22 protein-coding genes are annotated in these 23,849 nt (G+C 65.3%); 14 read left to right on the top strand and 8 right to left on the bottom strand.

Annotation, left to right across the window (positions count from 1 at the left end; genetic code table 11):
• Positions 1-157: 157 nt before the first annotated feature.
• Together hrcA and grpE are read left to right on the top strand one after the other, a co-directional pair.
• Positions 158-1,246, top strand: a complete 1,089-nt coding sequence (gene hrcA, locus AB5K84_RS00790) for a heat-inducible transcriptional repressor HrcA (RefSeq protein WP_011083502.1) — start codon at positions 158-160, stop codon at positions 1,244-1,246.
• Positions 1,247-1,343: 97 nt separating this feature from the next.
• Entirely contained in the window at positions 1,344-1,949 is a 606-nt protein-coding gene (gene grpE, locus AB5K84_RS00785; protein WP_011083503.1) for a nucleotide exchange factor GrpE, read from the top strand.
• Positions 1,950-2,082: 133 nt separating this feature from the next.
• Here grpE and pncA read toward each other — a convergent pair whose 3' ends face one another.
• Together pncA and AB5K84_RS00775 are read right to left on the bottom strand one after the other, a co-directional pair.
• Positions 2,083-2,805, bottom strand: coding sequence for a bifunctional nicotinamidase/pyrazinamidase (pncA, locus tag AB5K84_RS00780; RefSeq protein WP_011083504.1), 723 nt, complete (start codon positions 2,803-2,805; stop codon positions 2,083-2,085).
• 264 nt (positions 2,806-3,069) lie between these two features.
• Positions 3,070-4,011 (bottom strand): hypothetical protein, encoded by a 942-nt coding sequence (locus AB5K84_RS00775; protein WP_038965133.1) that lies wholly within the window; start codon positions 4,009-4,011, stop codon positions 3,070-3,072.
• Between the two features lie 396 nt (positions 4,012-4,407).
• Between AB5K84_RS00775 and dnaK the strand changes: the two genes are divergently transcribed.
• The 8 genes from dnaK (at position 4,408) to AB5K84_RS00735 (ending at position 11,782) form a co-directional block, all read left to right on the top strand.
• On the top strand, positions 4,408-6,309 hold the full coding sequence (gene dnaK / locus AB5K84_RS00770; RefSeq protein WP_011083506.1) for a molecular chaperone DnaK: 1,902 nt from the start codon (positions 4,408-4,410) through the stop codon (positions 6,307-6,309).
• A 245-nt stretch (positions 6,310-6,554) separates the two neighbouring features.
• The gene (gene dnaJ / locus AB5K84_RS00765; RefSeq protein WP_011083507.1) at positions 6,555-7,688 is read left to right on the top strand and encodes a molecular chaperone DnaJ; all 1,134 of its coding nucleotides are present in this window, start codon (positions 6,555-6,557) and stop codon (positions 7,686-7,688) included.
• 87 nt (positions 7,689-7,775) lie between these two features.
• A complete protein-coding gene (locus AB5K84_RS00760; protein ID WP_007598495.1) occupies positions 7,776-8,375 on the top strand; it encodes a class I SAM-dependent methyltransferase in 600 nt (199 codons plus the stop codon).
• Between the two features lie 57 nt (positions 8,376-8,432).
• On the top strand, positions 8,433-9,011 hold the full coding sequence (locus AB5K84_RS00755) for an NADPH-dependent FMN reductase (RefSeq protein WP_011083508.1): 579 nt from the start codon (positions 8,433-8,435) through the stop codon (positions 9,009-9,011).
• Between the two features lie 6 nt (positions 9,012-9,017).
• Positions 9,018-9,731, top strand: a complete 714-nt coding sequence (gene pyrF / locus AB5K84_RS00750) for an orotidine-5'-phosphate decarboxylase (RefSeq protein ID WP_011083509.1) — start codon at positions 9,018-9,020, stop codon at positions 9,729-9,731.
• A 119-nt stretch (positions 9,732-9,850) separates the two neighbouring features.
• The gene (locus tag AB5K84_RS00745; RefSeq protein ID WP_011083510.1) at positions 9,851-10,162 is read left to right on the top strand and encodes a DUF1330 domain-containing protein; all 312 of its coding nucleotides are present in this window, start codon (positions 9,851-9,853) and stop codon (positions 10,160-10,162) included.
• Positions 10,163-10,315: 153 nt separating this feature from the next.
• Positions 10,316-11,131: a 4-hydroxy-tetrahydrodipicolinate reductase gene (dapB, locus tag AB5K84_RS00740; protein ID WP_038965144.1), complete on the top strand. Its 816-nt coding sequence runs from the start codon at positions 10,316-10,318 to the stop codon at positions 11,129-11,131.
• A gap of 27 nt (positions 11,132-11,158) precedes the next feature.
• Positions 11,159-11,782 carry a 2,3-bisphosphoglycerate-dependent phosphoglycerate mutase gene (locus AB5K84_RS00735; RefSeq protein ID WP_011083512.1) on the top strand — a complete coding sequence of 208 codons (624 nt, stop codon included), beginning with the start codon at positions 11,159-11,161 and terminating at the stop codon, positions 11,780-11,782.
• 116 nt (positions 11,783-11,898) lie between these two features.
• On the opposite strand, the gene AB5K84_RS00730 is transcribed toward AB5K84_RS00735, so the two are convergent.
• Both AB5K84_RS00730 and AB5K84_RS00725 read right to left on the bottom strand, forming a co-directional pair.
• Positions 11,899-12,795, bottom strand: a complete 897-nt coding sequence (locus AB5K84_RS00730) for a methylated-DNA--[protein]-cysteine S-methyltransferase (RefSeq protein ID WP_011083513.1) — start codon at positions 12,793-12,795, stop codon at positions 11,899-11,901.
• 55 nt (positions 12,796-12,850) lie between these two features.
• On the bottom strand, positions 12,851-13,384 hold the full coding sequence (locus tag AB5K84_RS00725) for a DUF2244 domain-containing protein (protein ID WP_011083514.1): 534 nt from the start codon (positions 13,382-13,384) through the stop codon (positions 12,851-12,853).
• 22 nt (positions 13,385-13,406) lie between these two features.
• Between AB5K84_RS00725 and nth the strand changes: the two genes are divergently transcribed.
• From nth to AB5K84_RS00710, 3 genes are all read left to right on the top strand, one after another.
• A complete protein-coding gene (nth, locus tag AB5K84_RS00720) occupies positions 13,407-14,159 on the top strand; it encodes an endonuclease III (RefSeq protein ID WP_038965134.1) in 753 nt (250 codons plus the stop codon).
• Between the two features lie 142 nt (positions 14,160-14,301).
• Positions 14,302-15,438, top strand: coding sequence for an HlyD family secretion protein (locus tag AB5K84_RS00715; RefSeq protein ID WP_038965135.1), 1,137 nt, complete (start codon positions 14,302-14,304; stop codon positions 15,436-15,438).
• Complete coding sequence (locus AB5K84_RS00710; RefSeq protein ID WP_011083517.1) at positions 15,425-17,053, top strand: MFS transporter; 1,629 nt, start codon at positions 15,425-15,427, stop codon at positions 17,051-17,053. The genes AB5K84_RS00715 and AB5K84_RS00710 overlap by 14 nt, the downstream gene beginning before the upstream one ends.
• Before the next feature lie 8 nt (positions 17,054-17,061).
• Here AB5K84_RS00710 and AB5K84_RS00705 read toward each other — a convergent pair whose 3' ends face one another.
• Both AB5K84_RS00705 and AB5K84_RS00700 read right to left on the bottom strand, forming a co-directional pair.
• The gene (locus AB5K84_RS00705) at positions 17,062-17,802 is read right to left on the bottom strand and encodes a sulfate transporter family protein (protein WP_011083518.1); all 741 of its coding nucleotides are present in this window, start codon (positions 17,800-17,802) and stop codon (positions 17,062-17,064) included.
• Between the two features lie 87 nt (positions 17,803-17,889).
• Complete coding sequence (locus tag AB5K84_RS00700; RefSeq protein ID WP_038965136.1) at positions 17,890-19,062, bottom strand: phosphorylase family protein; 1,173 nt, start codon at positions 19,060-19,062, stop codon at positions 17,890-17,892.
• Positions 19,063-19,333: 271 nt separating this feature from the next.
• Here AB5K84_RS00700 and AB5K84_RS00695 point away from each other — a divergent pair, with 271 nt between their 5' ends.
• On the top strand, positions 19,334-20,986 hold the full coding sequence (locus AB5K84_RS00695) for a S53 family peptidase (protein WP_038965137.1): 1,653 nt from the start codon (positions 19,334-19,336) through the stop codon (positions 20,984-20,986).
• Positions 20,987-21,130: 144 nt separating this feature from the next.
• Here the strand turns inward: AB5K84_RS00695 and AB5K84_RS00690 are convergent, their stop codons facing one another.
• Positions 21,131-22,546, bottom strand: coding sequence for an MFS transporter (locus AB5K84_RS00690; protein WP_038965138.1), 1,416 nt, complete (start codon positions 22,544-22,546; stop codon positions 21,131-21,133).
• A 325-nt stretch (positions 22,547-22,871) separates the two neighbouring features.
• A complete protein-coding gene (locus tag AB5K84_RS00685; RefSeq protein WP_038965139.1) occupies positions 22,872-23,804 on the bottom strand; it encodes a LysR family transcriptional regulator in 933 nt (310 codons plus the stop codon).
• Positions 23,805-23,849: the final 45 nt, after the last annotated feature.

Genomic DNA, 23,849 nt, shown 5'->3' with positions numbered 1-23,849 from the left:
TCACGGGAATAGGCTGTTCGCGGTGCTTGTAGGTGGGGTGAGGGTGAGCGGCAAGGCCTTTTCGGTCCCCAAGCAACTGTCGAGCAAGTGCAAAACCACGCTTGTCAGGGACCTCCCGGATGGCCAAATTATAAGCATCTGAGAGGAGTTGCTGTCTGTGGCCCATCACGATCCGATCCATCTGATCGCGCCGCGCGCAGGGCTCGCCCAGCTGAATGAGCGGTCCCGCGACATCTTTCGTCAAATTGTCGAAAGCTATCTCGCGACCGGCGAGCCGGTGGGCTCACGCAATATTTCCCGGCTGATCGCGATGCCGCTGTCGCCGGCCTCGGTTCGCAACGTCATGGCCGATCTGGAACAACTCGGCCTGATCTATGCCCCGCATACGTCCGCCGGCCGGCTGCCGACGGAACTCGGCCTGCGCTTCTTCGTCGACGCCTTGATGCAGGTGGGCGACCTCAATGACGCCGAGCGGCAGTCGATCCAGAGCCAGCTCACCTCCGTCGGTCAGGCGCAGTCGGTCGAGGCGGCGCTGGACCAGGCGCTGACGCGGCTGTCGGGCCTGACCCGCGCCGCCGCCGTGGTGCTGACGCCGAAATCCAACGCGCGGCTGAAACACATCGAATTCGTCCGGCTGGAACCGGAAAAAGCGCTGGTGATCCTGGTCGGCGAGGACGGCCAGGTCGAAAACCGCGTGCTGACGCTGCCACCCGGAGTTCCCTCCTCGGCGATCACCGAGGCCGGCAATTTCCTCAATTCGCGGATTCGCGGCCGGACCCTGGCCGAAGCGCGGCTCGAGCTCGAGACCGCGCTCGGGGAGGCCCGTGCCGAGCTCGATCAGCTGACGCAGAAGGTGATTTCGGCCGGGATCGCCAGCTGGTCCGGCGGCGAGAACGAGGACCGCCAGCTCATCGTCCGCGGCCACGCCAATCTGCTGGAAGATTTGCACGCGCTGGAGGATCTGGAGCGGGTCCGCCTCTTGTTCGACGACCTCGAGACCAAGCGCGGCGTCATCGACCTGCTCGGCCGGGCCGAGACCGCGGAAGGCGTGCGGATTTTCATCGGTTCGGAGAACAAGCTGTTTTCCTTGTCGGGCTCCTCGACCATCATCTCGCCCTATCGGGATGCCGCTGGCCACATCGTCGGCGTTTTGGGCGTGATCGGGCCGACACGGCTGAATTATGCCCGTGTGATCCCGACCGTGGACTACGCCGCCCGGATCGTCAGCCGCCTTCTGGGGGGCTGACCGGCGGCTGAGGCGATCACGGGCGCTTGATTTTCGGCGTCCGAAGCACGATATCCGGGCCAGAAAAATCCCTGAGACAAATTCGAAAAGAGAGCCGATGACCGATCGAGACCGGCAACCCGAAGACACGACCGCGCCGACCGGCGAGCCCGTGGTGTCGAAGCCCTACATCATGCCCGACGATCCCGAGCCGGGCTCGGTCGAGCTGTTGCAGAAGGAAGCCGCCGAGGCGCGCGACCGTATGCTGCGGACGCTGGCGGAGATGGAAAATCTGCGCAAGCGCACCACCAAGGAGGTCGCCGACGCCCGTCTCTACGGCATCACCGGCTTTGCCCGCGACGTGCTCGACATCGCCGACAATCTCCAGCGCGCGCTCGACGCGGTTCCCGCCGAGGCTCGCGCCGCGGCCGATCCCGGCCTGACCTCGCTGATCGAGGGCGTCGAGCTCACCGAGCGCTCGCTGCTCAACGCGCTGGAAAAGCACGGCGTGAAGAAGTTCGATCCGCAGGGTCAGAAGTTCGACCCGAACTTCCAGCAGGCGATGTTCGAAGTGCCTGATGCGTCGGTGCCCGCCGGTACGGTCGTGCAGGTCATGCAGGCCGGCTACACCATCGGCGAGCGCGTGCTGCGTCCGGCTCTCGTTGGCGTCGCCAAGGGCGGCGCGAAGGCTGCGTCCGCGGCGAACAGCAATGAAGTGAACTGAGCGGCGAACTGAGTTCTGACGTCATTCCGGGGCGATGCGAAGCATCGAACTATGGTGCGCAGCTGCGCACCTGAGAATCTCGAGATTCCGGGTTCGGCTCTTCGAGCCGCCCCGGAACGACTGATGGCTGGTCTTACGCGCTCGCCGCGATATCCGCCGACTGAATCCGCTTCACGCCGGCCTTGGCCATGTCGGCCCAGGCTTTTGCCAGCGAGCCCTGCGTGTCGATGCCGCGGCAGGCGTCTTCCACGACATAGACTTCGAAGCCCGCCTTGCGCGCGTCGAGCGCGGTCCAGGCGACGCAGAAATCTGTCGCGAGGCCAGCGACAAAGACGCGCTTGATCTTGCGGCCCTTCAAATAGCCGGCGAGGCCGGTCGAAGTCTTGCCGTCGGCTTCGAGGAAGGCCGAATAGCTGTCGACGTCCTTGTGAAAACCCTTGCGGATGATGAGCTCGGCGTGCGGGATTGCGAGGTCCTTCGACAGCGAAGCGCCGTCAGTGCCCTGCACGCAATGGTCGGGCCACAGCACCTGCTTGCCGTACGGCAGGTCGATGGTCTCGAACGGCTTCTTGCCGGAGTGGACCGACGCAAACGAAACGTGGCCGGGCGTGTGCCAGTCCTGCGTCATCACCACATTCGAAAACGCTTTCGAGATCTTGTTGATGACGGGCACCACCTGCTCGCCTTCCTTCACCGCGAGGCTGCCGCCCGGCAGGAAGCAGTTCTGCACGTCGATCACGAGCAGCGCGGACGCATCGTCCGGCTTGATCGATGCGGCCGCAAGAAGTGCGGTTGGCGCGAGGGCTACGAGGGCGCTCGTCCCAAGCGCCGCCAAGACTTGCCGCCGATCTAGCATCGTTCGCCTCCCTCCAGGATGAACTCGATTGGGCAGGAGCCTAGTTCCGCTTGTGCACGAACAGAAGCCCGAAAATGCAGCCGGTTTTGGTGAGAGGGTGGGCTCAGCCGCGTACTCGGTGCACCTCTCCCGCTTGCGGGAGAGGTCGGCGCGTATCGCCGGGTGAGGGTTCTCTCCTCTGGGGGAGTCTTCGTTGTTGAGACACCCTCTCCCCAACCCTCCCCCGCACGCGGGGGAGGGAGCGCATCTCGCTTGCGGATGCAGCTACCCCTTCGGCTGGATGCCGTCGCGCACGGCGCGGAAGCGGGTGAAGGCGGCTTGCCACTGGTCGCGCGGGGCGCTGGCGATGATGCGCAGCGAGGCGCCGCCGCTCGAGAAGCGGATCCACTGCACCACGGTCACCGGGGTCTTGTCCTTGCCGCTGACGCCGTCGATCCGGGTCTCGAAGCCCTGCTGGCCGTTGATGCGGATCGGCTCGGACATGGTGACGCGCGATTCGCGCACGCCGGGAATCTGGAGCGCCGCCTCCTGGGCGAAGCGGGCGCGGTCGTCGGCGGCTTGCGGGGTGGCGCCGATCAGGCCGAGGATCATGAACGGCTTCGACTCGTAGCCCGTGCTCTCGTTGCCGTCGGCCAGGATGATGCTGGAGCCCGGCGCCAGCGTGCGGATGTCCTTGAAGTCGGCGAGATCGGTGATCTTGAACGGCATCAGCGCGATCTGCTCTTCGGCCGAGACCTGCTTGCGGGTCACGGTGCTCGCAAACATCTGCCGCACCGCCTCGTCGGTGTAGATCTTGGTCGCGTTCTCCGGGATCTGCACCGCGACATAGCCGGAGAAGCCGGCGCCCGGCACGATCATCGAATAGCGTTTCACCGCCGTCTCGCCGGCCTTGCCGCTCTCGGTGGTGAAATAGGCAAGGCCCGCGGGGGTCTCGATCTTGTCCTGCTTGACGCCGCCCGTGCCGGCCGGATTGGAATTGAAGGCGCTCACGACCTCGCCATAGGCCGCCGGCGGCAGCTCGGTGATCAGCACCTTGACGGTGCCGTCCTCGCTCTCGAAGCCCGGAAAGGTCTTGGCCGTGCTGAGGCCGACCAGCGGCACCATGCCGAGGCGCAGTCCGGGCGGGAAAACGGCGTCGGCAGCAAAGGCCGGAAGCGCGGAGACGGCGAGGAGGGCGAGCGCGGCGAGGGGACGGATCAGCTTCATGGGCACTCTGATTGGTTCACATTGAGGCCGTTCGATGGTCGGCCACCGGGCCGCTTTGTCGCGCGAAGCAGCCTGGGTGCGGCGCTCCGGCCGGTCCGCCTTTTAGCCGGTTTGGCCCTGCCGCAACAGGGCAGGCCGGATCGCGGTAACGGGGGCTTGCCGAAGCCCGGACCTGTTAATAACTCCTCACCCGCAAGGGCGGCTGGGCCCGGATATGATCTTCCAAAACCCAATGTTTTCACGGCCGAAACTTGCGTTCGGTCCTTGCGGGCCCCTCCCCCCCTCCTATATGAGCCTCAACCATCGCAATATCGCGAATGTTTGATCTTAGGGGGTTTCGGTTCGGGTGCCTTCTGGGCCCAACCAACCTGCCGCAAAAAGAAGGATATCAGGACCATGGGAAAGGTCATTGGGATCGACCTCGGCACCACGAACTCGTGCGTCGCCGTGATGGATGGCAAGAACGCCAAAGTCATCGAGAATTCCGAGGGCATGCGCACGACGCCTTCGATCGTCGCCGTCACCGACGACGGTGAGCGCCTCGTCGGCCAGCCGGCCAAGCGCCAGGCCGTCACCAATCCCGAGCGCACCTTCTTCGCAGTGAAGCGCCTCATCGGCCGCCGCTACGACGACCCGATGGTCGAGAAGGACAAGAAGCTCGTTCCGTACAAGATCGTGAAGGCTTCCAACGGCGACGCCTGGGTCGAGGCCGACGGCCAGACCTACTCGCCCTCGCAGGTCTCGGCGTTCATCCTGCAGAAGATGAAGGAGACCGCGGAGGCCCATCTCGGCCAGAAGGTCGACCAGGCCGTCATCACCGTTCCCGCCTACTTCAACGACGCCCAGCGCCAGGCGACCAAGGACGCCGGCAAGATCGCGGGCCTTGAAGTGCTGCGCATCATCAACGAGCCGACCGCGGCCGCGCTCGCCTATGGTCTGGACAAGACCAAGACCGGCACGATCGCCGTGTACGATCTCGGCGGCGGCACGTTCGATATCTCCATTCTCGAAATCGGCGACGGCGTGTTCGAGGTGAAGTCGACCAACGGCGACACCTTCCTCGGCGGCGAAGACTTCGACATGCGCCTGGTCGGTTATCTCGCCGACGAGTTCCAGAAGGAGCAGGGCATCAACCTGCGCAACGACAAGCTCGCGTTGCAGCGCCTGAAGGAAGCCGCTGAAAAGGCCAAGATCGAGCTGTCGTCGACGACGCAGACCGAGATCAACCTGCCCTTCATCACCGCGGACCAGACCGGCCCGAAGCATCTGACGATGAAGCTCACCCGCGCCAAGTTCGAGGCGCTGGTCGACGACCTCATCCAGAAGACCGTCGAGCCCTGCCGCAAGGCGCTGAAGGACGCCGGCGTCACCGCCGGTGAGATCGGCGAAGTGGTTCTGGTCGGCGGCATGTCGCGCATGCCGAAGGTCCAGGAAGTCGTGAAGCAGCTGTTCGGCAAGGAGCCGCACAAGGGCGTCAACCCGGACGAAGTCGTGGCGATCGGTGCCGCGATCCAGGCCGGCGTGCTCCAGGGCGACGTCAAGGACGTGCTGCTGCTCGACGTGACCCCGCTGTCGCTGGGCATCGAGACGCTGGGCGGCGTGTTCACCCGCATCATCGACCGCAACACCACGATCCCGACCAAGAAGAGCCAGGTGTTCTCGACCGCCGAGGACAACCAGAACGCGGTCACCATCCGCGTCTTCCAGGGCGAGCGTGAAATGGCGGCCGACAACAAGATGCTCGGCCAGTTCGACCTGATGGGCATTCCGCCGGCCCCGCGCGGCATGCCGCAGATCGAGGTGACCTTCGACATCGACGCCAACGGCATCGTCAACGTCTCGGCGAAGGACAAGGCCACCGGCAAGGAGCAGCAGATCCGCATCCAGGCCTCCGGCGGTCTGTCGGAAGCCGACATCGAGAAGATGGTCAAGGACGCCGAGGCCAATGCCGAAGCGGACAAGAAGCGCCGCGAGGCGGTGACCGCCAAGAACGAGGCGGACGGTCTGGTGCATTCGACCGAGAAGGCGCTCGCCGAGCACGGTTCGAAGGTCGCCGAGACCGAGCGCCGCGCCATCGAGGATGCCGTCAGCGACCTCAAGGAAGCGCTGAAGGGCGACGATGCCGAGGCGATCAAGGCCAAGACCCAGACGCTGGCCCAGGCTTCGATGAAGCTCGGCGAGGCCATGTACAAGCAGCAGGCCGAGGCCGACGCCAAGAAGGACGCGGCCAAGGACGACGTCGTCGACGCGGAGTTCACCGAAGTCGACGACGACAAGAACAACAAGAAGTCCGCCTGAACCCCAAGAGGGTGATGATGCGGACGGCTTGGACCCCACACACTCCTTCGGCCTCCCCCTTCGCGGGGGAGGCTCCCGTGTCGAGGTCGGCGGGCTACGCTCCCGTTACGATCGATCAATTTCCAGCCGTTATTCTCAACGCTGCCATGCTGCCCTCTGCCGCGAGGCGGAGGGACGCCTATATCGTCGCGTGGCAGCATTGTTTTGCCCCGACTTGAATCGCGATTGGATAGACCGAGTTCAACATGTCCACGTCCACCAAGCGCTGCTACTACGAGACCCTCGAAGTCGAACGTGACGCCGACGAATCCAAGTTGAAGTCGTCGTTCCGCAAGCTGGCGATGAAGTTCCATCCCGACCGCAATCCGGGGGACGACACCAGCGAGGTCAAGTTCAAGGAAATCAACGAGGCCTACGAGGTCCTGAAGGACAAGGACAAGCGCGCGGCCTATGACCGTTTCGGCCATGCGGCCTTCGAGCAGGGCGGTCCTGGCGGCGGCGCCGGTTTCGGCGCGGGCTTCGCCTCCTCCTTCTCCGATATTTTCGAGGACCTGTTCGGCATGGCCGGACAGCGCGGCCGCGGCGGCCGCGAGCGCGGCGCCGACCTGCGCTACAACATGGAAATCACGCTCGAGGAAGCCTTTGGCGGCAAGACCGCGCAGATCGAGATCCCGGTCTCGGTCACCTGCGAGGCCTGCTCGGGCATCGGCGCCAAGGCCGGCACCAAGCCGAAGACCTGCTCGACCTGCGGCGGCGCCGGCCGCGTGCGGCAGTCGCAGGGCTTCTTCACCCTGGAGCGGACCTGTCCGGGTTGCCAGGGCCGCGGCCAGATGATCGAGGACGCCTGCCCGTCCTGCTCGGGTCAGGGCCGTGTGACCCGCGAGCGGACGCTGTCGGTCAACATTCCCCAGGGCGTCGAGGACGGTACGCGGATCAGGCTCGCCGGCGAAGGCGAGGCCGGTGTCCGCGGCGGCCCGCCCGGCGACCTCTACATCTTCCTGTCGCTGGCCCAGCACCAGTTCTTCCAGCGCGACGGCGCCGATCTGCATTGCCGGGTGCCGATCTCGATGGTGACGGCCGCCCTTGGCGGCGAATTCGAGGTGCCGACCATCGAGAAGGGCAAGGCCAAGGTGAAGGTGCCGGCCGGGACCCAGTCCAACCGTCGATTCCGCATTGCATCAAAAGGCATGCCGGTGCTGCGCTCGCGCCAGACCGGCGACATGTACGTTCAGGTCGTGGTCGAGACCCCGCAGAATCTCACCAAGAAGCAGCAGGAATTGCTGGCCGAGTTCGAAAAGCTCTCTTCCGGCAACACCCAGCCGGAATCCGAGGGTTTCTTCACCAAGGTCAAGGATTTCTTCGGCAGTCGGGCGAATTGACTCGTCTTGACCGTATCGCCTTCGGCCTATACGTCTTTATGACCATTTTCTGACACGCCGCGTCCTGCGGTCCCGTCCGGTCCAGACATGCCATTGCCATCGTCCGCGCGTGCGTTGAAGAAGCCTCGTCTCGATGACGAGGTGCGCTTTCTCAGATCGTGGATCGAAAAGCCGCTCCACATGGGCGCAGTGATGCCGTCGGGCAAGCTGCTGGCCCGGACCATGGCGCATTACGTCGACGTCAACTCGGACGCCCCTGTGGTTGAGCTCGGCCCCGGTACCGGCGCCATCACCTCGGCCCTGGTCGAACGTGGCGTCGACCAGAAGCGTCTCGTCCTCGTCGAGTACAATCCCGGCTTCTGCGCGCTGCTGCGCGACCGCTATCCGCAGGCCAAGGTCGTGCAGGGCGATGCCTATCGCCTGCGCGACACGCTCTGGAACGTGCTGAGCGCGCCGGCATCCGCCGTCGTCTCCGGCCTGCCGCTGGTCACCAAACCGATGCTGACGCGGTTGCGGCTCATTCGCGACGCTTTCACGGCGCTCGCGCCCGGCGCGCCCTTCGTCCAGTTCACCTATGCGGTGGTGCCGCCGATCCCGAAATCGCTGCCCGGCGTGTCCACAGAGGCTTCGGAACGGATCTGGATGAACCTTCCGCCGGCCCGCGTCTGGGTGTATCGCAAGGATTAATTCCGCCGGCATTCCTCTTTGCGCGGCGGGCTCGTTTCGCCGAACGCATGGAAGCGGATGTCCGCACCCAAAATCCTGGTCATTCCCGGCTCGCTACGCACCGGCTCGCACAATGCGAAGCTGGCCGCGCTCGCCGCCTATGAATTCGCCCAGGCCGGCGTCGACGTCACCCGCATCTCGCTCGCCGATTTTCCGCTGCCGATCTACGACGGCGACCTCCAGGCCAAGTCGGGCGTGCCCAAGCACGCGATCAATCTCAAGCGCATGATCGGCGCGCATCATGGCGTGCTGATCGTTTCGCCCGAATACAATGCCTCGGTGCCGCCGCTGCTGAAGAACGCGATCGACTGGGTCAGCCGCGTGCATGAGCTGCACGAGGCGCGCGGCGAGGTGTTCCGCAACCGCGCCTTCGCGCTCGCCGGCGCCTCGCAGAGCCGGCTCGGCGCCGCCCGCGCGCTCCAGGCGTTGCGGCTGATCCTGACCTCCTGCCACGCCAATGTGATTGCCAGCCAGCTCACGCTCGCCTTTGCCGGAGAGGCCTATGACGATATGGACAGGCTGAAGAACGAGGGCGATATCGCCGCGTTGAAGGAGCTGGTAGCGCAGTTGATCGACATTTCCCAACGCATGATGTGAGGTGACATGACGCCAGCCGAGATCGCCCCGAAGGACCGCCTGATCGTTGCGCTCGATCTGCCGAGCGTTGATGCCGCGGAGGCGATGATCGCAAGGCTCGGCGACAGCGTCACGTTCTACAAGATCGGCTATCGCCTCGCCTATGCCGGCGGCTTGCCGCTCGTTGCGAGGCTCGCGGACAAGGGCAAGAAGGTCTTTCTCGATCTCAAGCTGCACGACATCGGCAACACCGTGGCGCAAGGCGTCGAGAGCATCACCAGGCTGGGCGCGACCTTCCTCACCGTGCACGCTTATCCGCAGACCATGAAGGGCGCCGTCGAAGGCCGCGGCGGCTCGAACCTGAAGATCCTCGCCGTCACCGTCCTGACCTCCTACAACGAGGACGATCTGCACGCGGCGGGTTTCCGGCTCGGCGTCGCCGAGCTCGTCGAAGCGCGCGCGCAGCAGGCGCAGGTGCTTGGCATCGACGGGCTGGTGTCGTCGCCCGAGGAGGTGGGCGCCTTGCGCAAGATCGTCGGCCACCAGATGAGCCTCGTCACGCCCGGCATCCGGCCGGCGGGCTCGGCAAGTGGCGATCAGAAACGCATCATGACGCCGGGCCGCGCGATCACCGCGGGCGCCGATTATCTCGTCGTCGGGCGCCCGGTGGTGGAAGCCGCCGAGCCCAAGGCGATCGCAGACGCCATCCAGGCCGAGATCGGGCAGGCGCTGGGAGCATGATCCGGACCCGAAGGGCCGCGTTAGCGCAAAGTGTGCAGCGGTTTTCCATCGCGACAAACGCGGAACGCGTTTGCGCGGAGATCATGCTCAAATAGAGACAACAACAAGGGAGAAGAACAATGGCAAAAGGCTACTGGATCGGGCGCGTCGATGTGAACAGTGACGAGGGCTACAAGCCTTATGCCGTCGCCAACGGCGCGATCTTCAAGAAATGGGGCGGCCGCTTCGTCGTCCGCGGCGGCAAGTTCACCACCGTCGAAGGTGCCAGCCGCACCCGCAACGTCGTGATCGAATTCCCGGACTACGAGACCGCGATCGCCTGCTACAACTCACCGGAATACCAGGCCAACATCAAGGTGCGCCAGCCGCACTCGGTCGCCGACCTCATCATCATCGAGGGCTATGACGGCGCACAGCCGTCGGACGGCTGACAGGGGCCGTCGTTCCGGGGCGCCCAAAGGGCGAACCCGGAATCTCGAGATTCCGGGTTCGATGCTGCGCATCGCCCCGGAATGACGGTGGTGTCCCCCTCGGTTGCCGGAACTGCGTCCCCCCGCTACAACGGCCCCGAAGAGGATCACACCATGTCCGACATGCGCTTGATTGTTGCTGGAGCCGGCGGCCGGATGGGCCGGGCGCTGACGCGCGCGATTGCCGAGAGCAAAGGCGCGGTGCTGGCGGGCGCGCTGGAGGCGCCGGGCTCCGAGATGCTCGGCAAGGATGCCGGCGTGCTCGCGGGCCTGCCGGCCAATGGCATCAAGCTCTCGGCCGATCTCTGGGCGATGTCGAAGGAGGCCGACGGCATCCTCGATTTCACCGTGCCGGCCGCGACCATCGCCAACGTCGCGATCGCCGCCGAGCGCGGCATTGTGCATGTCATCGGGACGACCGGGCTTTCGGGTTCCGACAACGCCGTGATCAAGAGCGTCACCAATCGCGCGGTCGTGGTGCAGTCCGGCAATATGAGCCTGGGCGTCAATCTGCTTGCCGCGGTGGTCAAGCGCGTCGCCAAGGCGCTCGACCAGAGCTTCGACATCGAGATCGTCGAAACCCATCACCGCATGAAGATCGATGCGCCCTCCGGCACCGCGCTGATGCTGGGCCAGGCCGCGGCGGCCGGCCGCGGCATCTCGCTCGACGAGCATGCGGACCGTGGCCGTGACGGCATCACCGGGGCACGTAAGCCCGGCAACATCGGCTTCGCCTCCTTGCGCGGCGGCACCGCGGCCGGCGACCACAGCGTCAGCTTCCTCGGCCCGTTCGAGCGCCTGACGCTGTCGCATCAGGCCGAGGACCGCATGCTGTTCGCGCATGGCGCGCTGAAGGCGGCACTGTGGGCGCATGGCAAGAAGCCGGGGCACTACTCCATGGCCGACGTGCTCGGCCTCGCCGATATCTGAACGAAAGAAAGCAACGGAAAGCAGTCAATGAGCGAACGTCTTCTCGTGCTCGTCCGCCACGGCCAGAGCGAATGGAATCTGAAGAACCTGTTCACGGGGTGGAAGGATCCTGATCTCACCGAGCAGGGCGTCGCCGAGGCCAGGGAAGCCGGCCGCAAGCTGAAGGCGCAGGGGCTCGTGTTCGACGTCGCCTACACGTCGGTGCTGACGCGTGCGCAGCACACGCTCGACCTCATCCTCGGCGAGCTCGGCCAGAAGGGTCTGCCCACGGAGAAGAACCTCGCGCTGAACGAGCGCGACTATGGCGACCTCTCCGGCCTCAACAAGGACGACGCCCGCAAGAAATGGGGCGAGGACCAGGTCCTGATCTGGCGCCGCTCCTACGACGTGCCGCCGCCCGGCGGCGAAAGCCTGAAGGATACGCTGGCGCGTGCGCTGCCCTATTACGTGCAGGAGATTTTGCCCAGCGTGCTCAACGGCAAGCGCACGCTGGTCGCCGCCCACGGCAACTCGCTGCGCGCCCTGATCATGGTGCTGGAAAAGCTGTCGCCGGAAGGCATCCTGAAGCGCGAGCTCGCGACGGGTGTGCCGATCATCTACCGCCTGAATGCGGATTCGACCGTGGCCTCGAAGCTGGATCTGGCGGGGTAACAGACGCCGTCATTCCGGGGCGCCCGAAGGGTGAACCCGGAATCTCGAGGTTCTCAGGCGCGCAGTTGCGCACCATAGTTCGATGCCTTGCATCGCCCCGGAACGACATCAGACAATCACTGCATCCCCAGCTGCCCAGCTTCCCACCCGAGCATCGCCTGCTTGCGGGTGATGCCCCAGTGATAGCCGGTGAGCGTGCCGCTCTTGCCGAGTGCGCGGTGGCAGGGCACGACGAACGACACCGGGTTCTTGCCGACCGCAGCGCCGACGGCGCGTGAAGCCTTCGGGCTGTTGATGTTGCAGGCGATGTCGGAATAGGACACCGCGCGGCCCATCGGGATCTTCAAGAGCGTTTCCCAGACCCGCACCTCGAAATCGGTGCCGATCATCACCACGCGCAATGGCTGGTCCGGCCGCCACAGCTTCGTGTCGAAGATGCGCTGGGCGAGCGGCGCTGTGCCTTCGTGATCCTCGACGTAAGTTGCGTTCCGCCAGCGCCGCGTCATGTCGGCGAGCGCCGCCTTCTCTTCGCCGGGATCGGCGAAGGCGAGCCCCGACAATCCGCGATCGGTCGCGATCACGATGGCCGTGCCGAAGGGCGAGGCATGGAAGCCGTAGCGCAGGGTGAGGCCCGCGCCGCCATTCTTCCATTCACCCGGCGACATCGCCTCGTGGGTGACGAAGAGATCGTGCAGCCGGCCCGGCCCCGACAGGCCGGAGTCGAGCGCGGCGTCGAGCACGCTCGCGGAATCCCGCAGCAGGCCCTTGGCGTGGTCGAGCGTCAGCGCCTGCATGAAAGCCTTCGGCGTGATCGAGGCCCAGCGGCGGAACAGATGGTGCAGCTCATCGGGCGTGACGCCGGCCGCATCCGCCATCGCCTCGATGGTCGGCTGCGCGCGCCAGTTCTCCGAGATGAAGGCGATCGCCCGGCGCACCGAGTCATAGTCGCGCAGCGCGGCGTTCTGGTGGCCCGGCTTGGTCAGGCGCTGGTCATGTATGGCGAGTGTCATCATGACCGGAAATGTAGGAGAGGGGAGGGTGCGAAACCACCCGATTTCCGACGTGAACTCAGCGAATGGGGTTGAAGGTCGGTCCGCGCTTGGCGGCGTTCAGCGCCTCAACCAAGCCATTGTAAAAGCTTGTTTTTTCTTCAGGTCCCAAAAACCCGGCGAGCTGGAGCCGGCGGCCGCGCGAGATCAGGTAGAGGTGTTCGAGGCCAAAATCCTCGTCGATCTCCAGGTCGAGCCGGACCCAGAGCGGATTGAACGTCCATTCGGCGACCTGGCCGCGATGGCTGACGCGCCGCACCCGCAGTTCCGAGGGCGTGACCACGATCTCCTCGCTGGCCCGCGCGGCGCGGAAATTGACCTTGAAGGCCCACCAGATCACCAGCACGTCGAGGCCGAAGAAGCCGAGCACCGGCCACGCGCCCATCATCAGGAAGACGAGGCCGGTGACGAAGCTGACGGCGCTCAGGAACAGCATCACGGCGAGGAAGCCGGTGCGGTTCAGCGAGCGGTGCGGCGTCAGCAGCGCCGAGAAGATTTGAGCTTCGCTCTGATCTTCAGAGTCCCTGCGCTCAATTTCGTTGCCTGTGCTCATCGTCCCTCAGTATATCCCGATCATGGCGAAAATCACCCGCAAGCCGGTCCCGCGCAAAGCAGCTGTGCCTAAGAAAAAAGCAAAGGCGGCTGTGGCGAAGCCGAAGGCCCCCGCGAAGAAATCGCTCAAAGCGATGAAACCTTGGACGCCCGCCGAGATCCGCGAGGTCTTCAGCCGTTTCCGCAAGGCCAACCCGGAGCCGAAGGGCGAGCTCGAGCACGTCAATCCGTTCACGCTGCTGGTCGCCGTGGTGCTGTCGGCGCAGGCCACCGACGCCGGCGTCAACAAGGCGACGCGCGCATTGTTCGAGGTCGCCGATACGCCGCAGAAGATGCTCGACCTCGGCGAGGAGTCCTTGCGCGAATACATCAAGACCATCGGCCTCTATCGCACCAAGGCGAAGAATGTCATTGCGCTGTCGGCCAAGGTGCTCAGCGAGTTCGGCGGCGAGGTGCCGCGCACGCGCGCCGAGATCGAGTCGTTGCCGGGCGCCGGGCGCAAGACCGCCAACGTCGTGCTCAACATGGCCTTTGGCGAACACACCATGGCGGTGGATACGCATGTCTTCCGCGTCGGCAACCGCACCGGGCTCGCGCCCGGCAAGACGCCGCTGGAAGTCGAGCTCGGTCTCGAAAAGGTGATCCCGGCCGAATTCATGCTGCATGCCCATCATTGGCTGATCCTGCACGGCCGCTATACTTGCCTCGCGCGCAAGCCGCGCTGCGAGGTATGCCTGATCAACGATCTCTGCCGATGGCCGGAGAAGACGGTGTGAGGCATTAGCTATCGTCTGTCATTCCGGGGCGATGCGCAGCATCGAACCCGGAATCTCGAGATTCCGGGTCTGGTCCTTCGGACCATCCCGGAATGACAGTGGTGAGATTCGCATTCGGGCAAAGTGGCTTTGGGGGCATACCGTGAGTCAGCAGGAACAAGCCTCGTCGCCACCACCTGCCGCCACACCCGCCCCGCCGCCCAAGCCTACACAGCGGCCAGCGAGCTCGCTGTGGAGCCGGTTCGCGATCCCGCTGTTTGCCGTGATCGTCGCGCTCGCTTTCGTCGCGCTGGCGACGCTGCGCTTCGACGAATGGGTCGGCAACGCGGTGATCCAGACCACCAATGACGCCTATGTGCGCTCCGAGCTGACGCGGCTGGCGAGCCGTGTCTCCGGCGAGGTGCTGACCGTAGGGGTGACCGACTTCCAGCGCGTCAAGGCCGGCGACCTCCTGATTCAGATCGATCCGGCGGACTATGAGGCGCAGGTCGCGCAGTCCGAAGCCGCGGTCGCCGCCGCGCAAGCCACGCTCGACAATCTGGCCAACCAGGTCGAGCTGCAATATGCGACGATCGCGCAGGCGCAAGCCGCGCGGCTGTCGGCCGAAGCCATTGAGGTCGAGGCGCGGCAGGAGCAGGAGCGTCAGCAATCACTGTCGCAGACCGAGTCCGGCACGCGGCAGCGGTTCGAGCAGGCGGTCGCCGCCTACGCCAAGGCGCAGGCCGACGTGCGCGCCAGCCGCGCCGTGATCGCCGCCCAGCAGCATCAGCTCGAAGTCCTGCAAGGCACCAGGAAACAGCGCGCCGCCGATCTCGACGCCACCAAGGCGTCGCTGGCGAGTGCGAGGCTGAAGCTCGGCTACACGACGATATCGGCGCCGTTCGACGGCGTCGTCGGCGAGCGCCAGGTGCAGCCCGGCGACTACGTCAATATCGGCACCAACCTCATCAACGTGGTGCCGCTGCCGAAGGTCTATGTGATCGCGAACTACAAGGAGACCCAGCTCACGCACGTCGCACCGGGCCAGCCGGTCGAGATCACCGTCGACAGTTTTCCGCGCGAGAAGCTGCGCGGCCGGGTCGAGCGGATCGCGCCGGCGACCGGCGCGCAGGTCGCGCTGCTGCCGCCTGATAACGCCACCGGCAATTTCACGAAAGTGGTGCAGCGCATTCCCGTGCGGATTCAACTCGACGACAACCAGCAGCTAACGGCACGGCTCGTGCCCGGCATGTCGGTCGTCACCAGCATCAACACCGCGGGCGCGAATGGCGGGAAATGACGATTCCGATCGCGGACCGCTCTCGCGCGGCGGCGTCGCGCCACAGCCCATGTTCGCCGTGGCGGCGGTGCTGCTCGGCTCGTTCCTCGCCAATTTCGACAGCCGTCTCACCACGGTCGGACTGCCCGACCTGCGCGGCGCGTTTTCGCTCAGCTTCGACGAAGGCGCCTGGCTCTCCACCGCCGGCATCGGCTCGCAGATCTTCATCGCGCCCGCGGTGGCGTGGCTCGCGACGGCGTTCGGGCTCAGGCGCGTGCTCGGGATCCCCAGCCTGGTCTACGCCGCGGTCTCGCTGATCATTCCCTTCGTGCACGATTATCCGACGCTGATTGCGCTCAGTGTCGTGCATGGTCTGCTGCTCGGTACCTTCGTACCGGCGACGCTGATGATCGTGTTCCGCAACCTGCCGATCCGCTGGTGGCTGCCGGCGATCTCGATCTACTCGATCCGCGTCGGCTTTGCGTTGGACACGTCGAGCTCGCTGGTCGGCTTCTACGTCGACCATCTCGGCTGGCAATGGTTGTACTGGCAGGGTGTCGTGATCGCGCCGCTGATGGGCCTGATGGTCTATCTGGGCACACCGAGCGAGCCGGTGAACCGCGCGCTGCTGCGCGACGCCGATTGGGGCGGCATGCTGCTGCTCGGCGCCTCGGTCTCGATGATCTATGCCGGGCTCGACCAGGGCAACCGGCTGGACTGGCTGGGCTCCGGCACGGTGATGGCGCTGCTCGCCGCCGGCGCGGTGCTGTTCGCAGGCTTCCTCGTCAACGAGTCGCTGGTGCGCCAACCCTGGGCGCATGTGAACGTGCTGTTCTCGCGCAATATCGGGCTGTCGCTGGTGGTGATCCTGCTCTACACGCTGACTTCCCTTTCCAATTCATCGCTGGTGCCGAACTTCCTCGGTAATGTTGGCCTGCTCCGGCCGGAGCAGAGCGGTCTGCTGCTGTTGACCTACGGCGCGCTGCCGATGTTCGTGCTGGTGCCGATTTCGATCTGGCTGCTGCGTCATTTCGATGCGCGCGTGGTGACGGTGCTGGGCTTTGCCTGCTTTGCCGCCGCCAACCTCTGGGGCACCCAGCTCACCCATGACTGGGCGCGCGAAGATTTCATCGGCATCGTGCTGCTGCAATCGGTCGGACAGTCGACGACGCTGTTGCCGATCATCATCATGGCGCTGTCGAACTCCGATCCGAGCCGCGCCACGTCGTTCGCCGCCTATATCCAGATCATGCGGCTCGGCGGCGCCGAGATCGGCGTGGCGCTGATGGGGACCTGGCTGCGCGTCCGCGAGCAGGTCCATTCCTTCTATCTCGGTCAGAACCTCGGCGTCGGCGACGTCGATGTGGTGCGGACGCTGAAACAGCTCGCCGACCATTTCGCCGCCCATGGCGCCGGCCTGGCCCAGGCGCGCGCGGTGGGGACGCTCGCAAGTTTCGTCCAGCGCGAGGCCAATGTGCTCGCCTATATCGACGGCTTCTGGCTCTGCTTCTGGCTGGCGATGGCTGCGCTCGGCGTCGTCGCGCTGATCACCCGCGCCCCGCCGGGCCCGTTCACGCCGGCGCCGTTCGGCTTCGCCAAGATGCTGCTGCGCAAATGCGGGGCGCAGGTGACTTAAGTCCAGCGTCACCGCATCTGCCGCGCCGGCTCGATCAGCTCCGGCCGCGGGCCGGAGAGCCGCTTGTGCATGTGGACCATGAAGGCCATGCCGAAGATCGGCGTCGCCAGGTTGACGATCGGAATCGAGACGAAGGCCGCGATGATCAGGCCAGCGGCGAAGACGGTCGCGGCATTGTCGCGCCGCATCGCCTTGGCTTCCTTCGGCGAGCGGAAGCGCATCGCAGCGAGCTCGAAATATTCGCGTCCCAGCAGCCAGGCGGTGGCGAGGAAGAAGATCAGGAAACCGGCGCCGGCCAGCAGCACGAAGGGCAGCGCGATCAGATAGACCAGGATGGTCAGCAAGGCGGTCTTGACGCCCTCGTAGATCGCCTGGCTGAAGGGCAGCGCCACGCCCGGCCGTTCGGCGGGATAGTGTTCGCGCTCGACATGGTCGGCGACATCGTCGACGAACAGGCTCGCCACCAGCGAGGTGATCGCCGGCATCAGAAACACGGCCCCGAACACGACGCCAAGTCCCGCCGCGATCGAGACGATCCAGGCCAGGACCTCGAGCGAGGTGTGCCAGCCGGGACCGAGCAGGCCCTCGAGCCACACCTCGCCATAGGTCGCAAACCAGCTGAGCAGCCGCTGCAATCCGATCGCCAGCACGGTGATCAGCACGAGCGCAAGCCCGATCGATCGCCACAGGATCGATCGCATCGGCGGCGAGATCATTTGCGACAGCGCCTTCACGGCGGCATCCAGCATGGGAGTTCCTCTCACGAAAACCACCCGCGAGAGGTAGACACCCCGGGCCGCTTCGGCAAGGGACGCTGACCCGCCAGCCCCTGCGGCTTACCGCTCCGCGGCGATACTGGCCCAGCAGGTGATGGCGCTACAGACCGTGCTCCAGCGGCCGAACCCCTTGTAGATCTGGGCGGCGACCTGCTCCTGCTGCTTCAGCGTGCCCTCGGCCTTGATCTGCGGGTCGGAGACGTTGCGGATCGCGAGCCAGCGCGGCGCCTTCTCGCCCATCTCCTGGGCCACGAGGCCAAGGATGGCGTCGCCCATCTCGGAGACGTCGCCGAGTCCCTGGAGATGGAAATGATTGTCCGAGGTGTCGAAGCCGAAGAAGTCGGTGGTGACCACGGAGGAGGACAGCCCGCTCGGCTTCACGACGAAGATCTTCGGCGCCCTGGTATTGTCCTTCGGCAATTGCCCGGCATTGGCCTTGAACAGCGTCTTGGCCTGCGCGAATTTTTTCGACACGGCGGGCCTGCTCGAAAAGTGTTCCTGCGCGAAGGGCTGCTTCTTGAATTTCGACAGGCAGTCGAAGCGCACGATCGGGCTGACGACGACGTCGCCGACCTCGAATGCCTTGCCGATACCGCCGGCGGTGCCCGTGGTGATGACCAGCGTCGGCTGCACCTCGGTGATGATCTGGCGCCAGACGTCGATGTTCGGCAATCGCGGACCGTCCTGCGACATGTGCGAGTCGGATTTGAAGATCACGCATTTCTTCTTGCCGATCGTTGTGGTCCAGTAGGTACCGAGACGCTTCAGTTCCTTGGCCGGGCAGCCGTTGCGCATCTTCTTGGAGATGGCGGCGTAGTTATGCGTATAGGGCACGTAATCGTTGCGTGAATCCTTGCCCGGCGTCAGCACGCGGCTGAGCGCGTGGCCCTCGTCGACGGTCCAGGTCACGACCAGCACGTCGGCGCGCGGCAGCGGTCCCTTGCCATTGCCTTTCGGCTTCGGCCCGGTCTGCGGCGCGAGTCCCTTTGGCCAGGGAATGTCGGTGAAGCGCGACAGCCCGGTCGAGGTCGAGAAGGCCATGAACGCGCGGCCCTCGGCCGATTCGGAATCGAAATCGATGATCTCGCGCCGAAAGTCTTCCGCGGTGACCTTTGCGGTCTTCTTCGCCGCGGCATCCTTCACGCGTTTCACCACGAAGGTCTCGGGCGGGGGCGGTGTCGTGATCGGATCGAAACCAAGATTTCTCTCAACCCATTTGCGGTCGGCTAACATCGCATCGTCTCCGTCAATTTGATTTTGACAAATGTCTTCCATCGGTCGGCCAGTCGGGCCGACGGGTGCAATCCTAGATCGAATTCATTGGCGTCGAATGGGTCGGAGCTATTGACCGAATCGAGGCCGGTTCGGGTCGCAGACAATTTCTCCTGTCAAACAACAGTTATTCTGAAAAAAATTTGCGCAATGTCTGAACCAAGTGGCGACTGAGATTACACCTATAGTTGAGGTGCGACAATCTGCCTTCCAATCACAAACGGAGGAAGTCATGGCAAGCTCGACTAAGCGAGTTGCGCTGGTGAACAGCGCGAGGAAATTGCCGAAGGGGGCCAAGCTCGTCGGCGCGGCCGATCCCAAGCAGGAAATCGAGATCAGCGTTCGCCTCCGTGCCATGCGCGCGCAGCCGGCGGAGGACGAATCCGTGATGGCGCTCGGCGCACAACCGCCGCGCGAGCGGCAATATCTCTCGCGTGCCGAATTCGGCGAGCATATGGGCGCCGACCCTGCCGACGTCGCCAGGATCGATGACTTCGCCCACCATCACGAGCTCAACGTCAAGAGCGTGCATCTGGCGTCCCGCACCGTGAAGCTGACCGGTACGGTGAAGGCGATGAGCGCGGCCTTCGGCGTCAAGCTCAACAAGGTCAGGCACGAGGGCGCGACCTATCGCATGCGCAAGGGCAGCGTGCAGATCCCGGCCGAGCTCGAAGGTATCGTGGTCGGTGTGCATGGCCTCGACAACCGCCCGGTGGCGCAGCCGCACTTCCGGCGCAAGATGGCGAAGACGGGTGCGACGGCGCGTGCCGCACAGGGCGGCAGCTTCTCGGTCGAACAGATCGCAGAGCTCTACAACTTCCCGGGCGGCGAGACCGGCGCCGGCCAGTGCATCGCCATCATCGAGCTCAACGACATCGATCAGAAGGGCCATCCCACGGGCGCCGGCTACAAGACCTCCGACCTGCGCACCTTCTTCAAGAAGGCGGGCATCCCGATGCCGCAGATCGCGCCCGCGAGCGTCGACGGCGGCGCCAACAAGCCGGGTCATTCCGAGGCCGACGGCGAGGTCGTGCTCGACATCGAGGTGGCCGGCGCCATCGCGCCGGGCGCCAGGATCGTGGTCTATTTCGCGCCCAACACCACCAACGGCTTCATCGACGCGGTGAAAGCCGCCGTCCACGACGCCGCGCGAAAACCCTCGGTGATCTCGATCAGCTGGGGCGGACCGGAAGACGAGGACGGCTCGCAGCAATTCGTCGACGGCCTCAACGAGGCGATCCGCGATGCCGCCGCGATGGGCGTCACCGTCTGCGTCGCCTCCGGCGACAATGGCTCGGCCGATATGGGCGAGGATTGGGACGGCAAGCCGCACGCCGACTTCCCGGCCTCGAGCCCCTTTGCGCTGGCCTGCGGTGGCACCAACCTGAAGGCGCCGAACGGTCACATCCAGGAGGTGGTCTGGAACGGCGGGACGCAGGGTGGCGCGGGCGGCGGCGGCGTCAGCGTGGTGTTTCCGCGGCCGGCCTACCAGGCCCATGCCCACGTCCCGAAGTCGCCGTCGCACTCGGTCGGGCGCGGTGTTCCTGACGTCGCCGGCGACGCCGATCCGGCGACCGGCTACCAGATCTTCCTCAACGGCGTCGGCACCACGATCGGCGGCACCAGCGCGGTGGCACCGCTGATGGCCGGATTGATCGCCCGCATCAACGAGGCCACGACCAAGAAATTCGGCAAGACGGTCGGCTTCATCAACCCGCTGATCTACGCCTCGCACGCGCAAGGCGTGTTCCGCGACATCACGGTCGGCAACAACGACATCACCGGCGATTTGCACGGCATGTACAAGGCCGGCCCCGGCTGGGACGCCTGCTCCGGCCTCGGCGTCCCCAATGGCGCCGCGTTGCAGAATTTGCTCGCGGCCTGATTGATCCTCTCCCTCTCCCCGTCCTGACGGGGAGAGGGCTGGGGTGAGGGGCTATTCCGCGGAAATGGTGAAAGCTGTTCGTCCGCTCTCTCCCCGTCATTGCGAGCGCAGCGAAGCAATGACGAACGCGGAGCGAGACACGGGCTACACCGCGTCCAGCGGTTTGCCGCGCACGTTCGGACCGAACAGCGCCATCGCGATCACCACGATCAGCATGGCCGCGGTGATCAGGCCGAACACGCCGGTGACGCCGCCCTCCTTCAGCATGTAGGCGACGATGAAGCCCGAGAACGTCGCGCTTAGCCGGCTCATCGAATAGACGAGGCCGGATGCACGTGCCCGGATCTGGGTCGGAAACACCTCGGTCTGATAGGCGTGATAGGCGTAGGACATCGTGGTGTTGCAGGCCGTCAGCAGCACGCCGCAGACGATCAGCAGCGCCGGCTCGGTCAGTTGCGCGAACGCCATGCCGAAGACGATGATGGCGACGCAGGCGCCGGCGATGATCCAGCGCCGCTCGAATTTGTCGGCGAAGCTCGAAGCGAGCAGCGGCGCGATCGGATAGGCGAAGGCGACGATGAAGGAATATTGCAGGCTCTTGGTGACGTTGATGCCCTTCTCGACCAGCAGCGTCGGCACCCAATTGGCGAAGCCGTAGAAGCCGAAGGCCTGGCAGAGGTTGAACACCATGAACAGGACCACGAGCGAGAGATAGGGCGGGCGGAACAGGTCGGCGAAGCTGACATTCGTGGTCGATCGCACCGCCTGGCGCGCAGGCGACGTCGCGGGCCGCGACCCGGCGCCGCCGCTGGCGGCCTCCAGCGTCGTTAGGATGCGAAGCGCCTCCTCGTTGCGGCCGTGCCGCGCCAGCCAGAGCGGGCTTTCGGGCAGGAACAGCCTGAGCACCCAGATGATCATGCTGGCGGCGGCGCCGATCAGCACCACCCAGCGCCAGCCCTCGACACCGTAAGGCGCGAGCGGCACCAGCCACCAGGCGAGGAATGCGACGACGGGGACGGCGACGAACATGATCGACTGGTTCACCGCAAAGGCGCGCCCGCGCATCCGGCTTGGCACGAGCTCAGTGATGTAGGCGTCGATGGTGATGACCTCGACGCCGATGCCGATGCCGGCGAGGAAACGCCAGAACAGCAGACCTTCCGGAGAGGTCTGGCAGGCCATGATCACGGAGGCCGCGGTGTAGCCGAGCAGCGCATAGGTGAAGATCGCGCGCCGGCCGAAGCGGTCGGCGAGGAAGCCGAGGAAGAAGGTGCCGACGAACAGGCCGGCAAAGGTCGCGGCGACGAAGGCGCCGATGCCGGCGAAGCCGAAGAACGCCTGCGTCGTCGTGCTCAAAAGTCCGCTGCGGCTCAGGCCCGGCGCGATATAGCCGGTGAGGAACAGATCGTAGATCTCGAAGCAGCCGCCGAGCGAGAGCAGGATGACGAGGCGCCAGACATAGGGCGACCCCGGCATCGCCTCGAGCCGCCGCGAGATCTCGTCCGGCACGGACGGCGCAGCGCCGAGCTCGAAGCCTGTGTCGATGCCGACAACGCTCATGGTGTCCTCCCCGAGGTGCGCGGATCGCACGCGGTTCCCGGCGGCTCATCTGTGTTGCGTGTCGTGACCTCTGCCGGATCGCGCCATGTTGGCCGGTCAAGGGCGGAAATCCAGAAGAACATATCGATGGGAGCGTTCGAGATTTTCGAACTCGGCTAATGAGAGGCAGGACAGCCGCTCGGCGAACTCGGTCACCTCTCCCGCTTGCGGGAGAGGTCGGCGCGCAGCGCCGGGTGAGGGTTCTCTCCGCAACGGGACAATTCCGATGCGGAGATACCCTCACCCCAACCCTCTCCCGCAAGCGGGAGAGGGAGCGCACCGTTGCTCACCCCACCAGCTCCGCCTGCCAGCCACCGCTGCGCACCTGCTCGGCGATCAATGCGAGCATCAGGCGACGCATCTCTTCCATGGCGTAGGTCATCGGGCGGTTGCGAAGCCGGCAGAGGTAGAGCGTGCGGGTCAGCTTCGGCTCGATCACCTTGCGTGCGATCAGCCGGCCGGCCGCGAGCTCCTCCCGCGCGAACAGCTTTGTCGCGATGGTGCAGCCGAGCCCTTCCACCAGCGCGCCGGTCATGCCGGTGATCGAGTTGGCGTGCAGGATGGCGCCGCCCTCCAGCCGCTTGAGCAGGACGGGATCGTCCAGCAGCGCGCGCGAGGACAGGCCAAGACCGTAGCGAAGCAGGATCAGCGGCATCCGGCTCAGCTCCTCGAACCGGATCGGGGCCTTGCCCTTGCCGACCAGTTTTGGAATGCCGACCAGGAACATCTCCTCTTCGAGCACGGGCTCCGTAATCAGCTCCTTCTCCGACGGCGGATTGTAGACCAGCGCCAGATCGACATTGGAGACCATCAGGTGCATCAGCGTCGCGCCCGACAGGCTCTCGGTGAGCGACAATTTGAGCTTCGGATATTTGGTCAGCACCGTGCGCATCAGTTCGACACCGATCGCCTTGACGCCGGAATTGGCCATGCCGATCGAGATCTCGCCGGCGATGACGCGGGCGCCCTCGCGCACCTCGGTCTCGGCCTCCGCCATCGCGCGCAGGATGATGCGTGCGTGCTCATAGAGCCTTTCGCCGGCCGCCGTCGGTTCCATGCCGCGCGACTTGCGCTCGAACAGCGGCGTTGCGAACTCGGCCTCCAGGTTCGAGATATGATGGCTGAGCGCGGACTGCGCGACGTTCACCTGGTCGGCCGCGCGCGACAGGTTCCGCTGCTCGTAGACGGCGATGAAATAGCGGAGCTGGCGTGAATCCATGGGCGATCAAGCGTTCTAGAACTGCGAAGGCAATCTTCGACAGAT

It is taken from the genome of Bradyrhizobium sp. 1200_D9_N1_1, assembly GCF_052075915.1.
GTDB lineage: Bacteria > Pseudomonadota > Alphaproteobacteria > Rhizobiales > Xanthobacteraceae > Bradyrhizobium > Bradyrhizobium diazoefficiens.
This window is presented reverse-complemented; position numbering and strand designations above follow the sequence as displayed.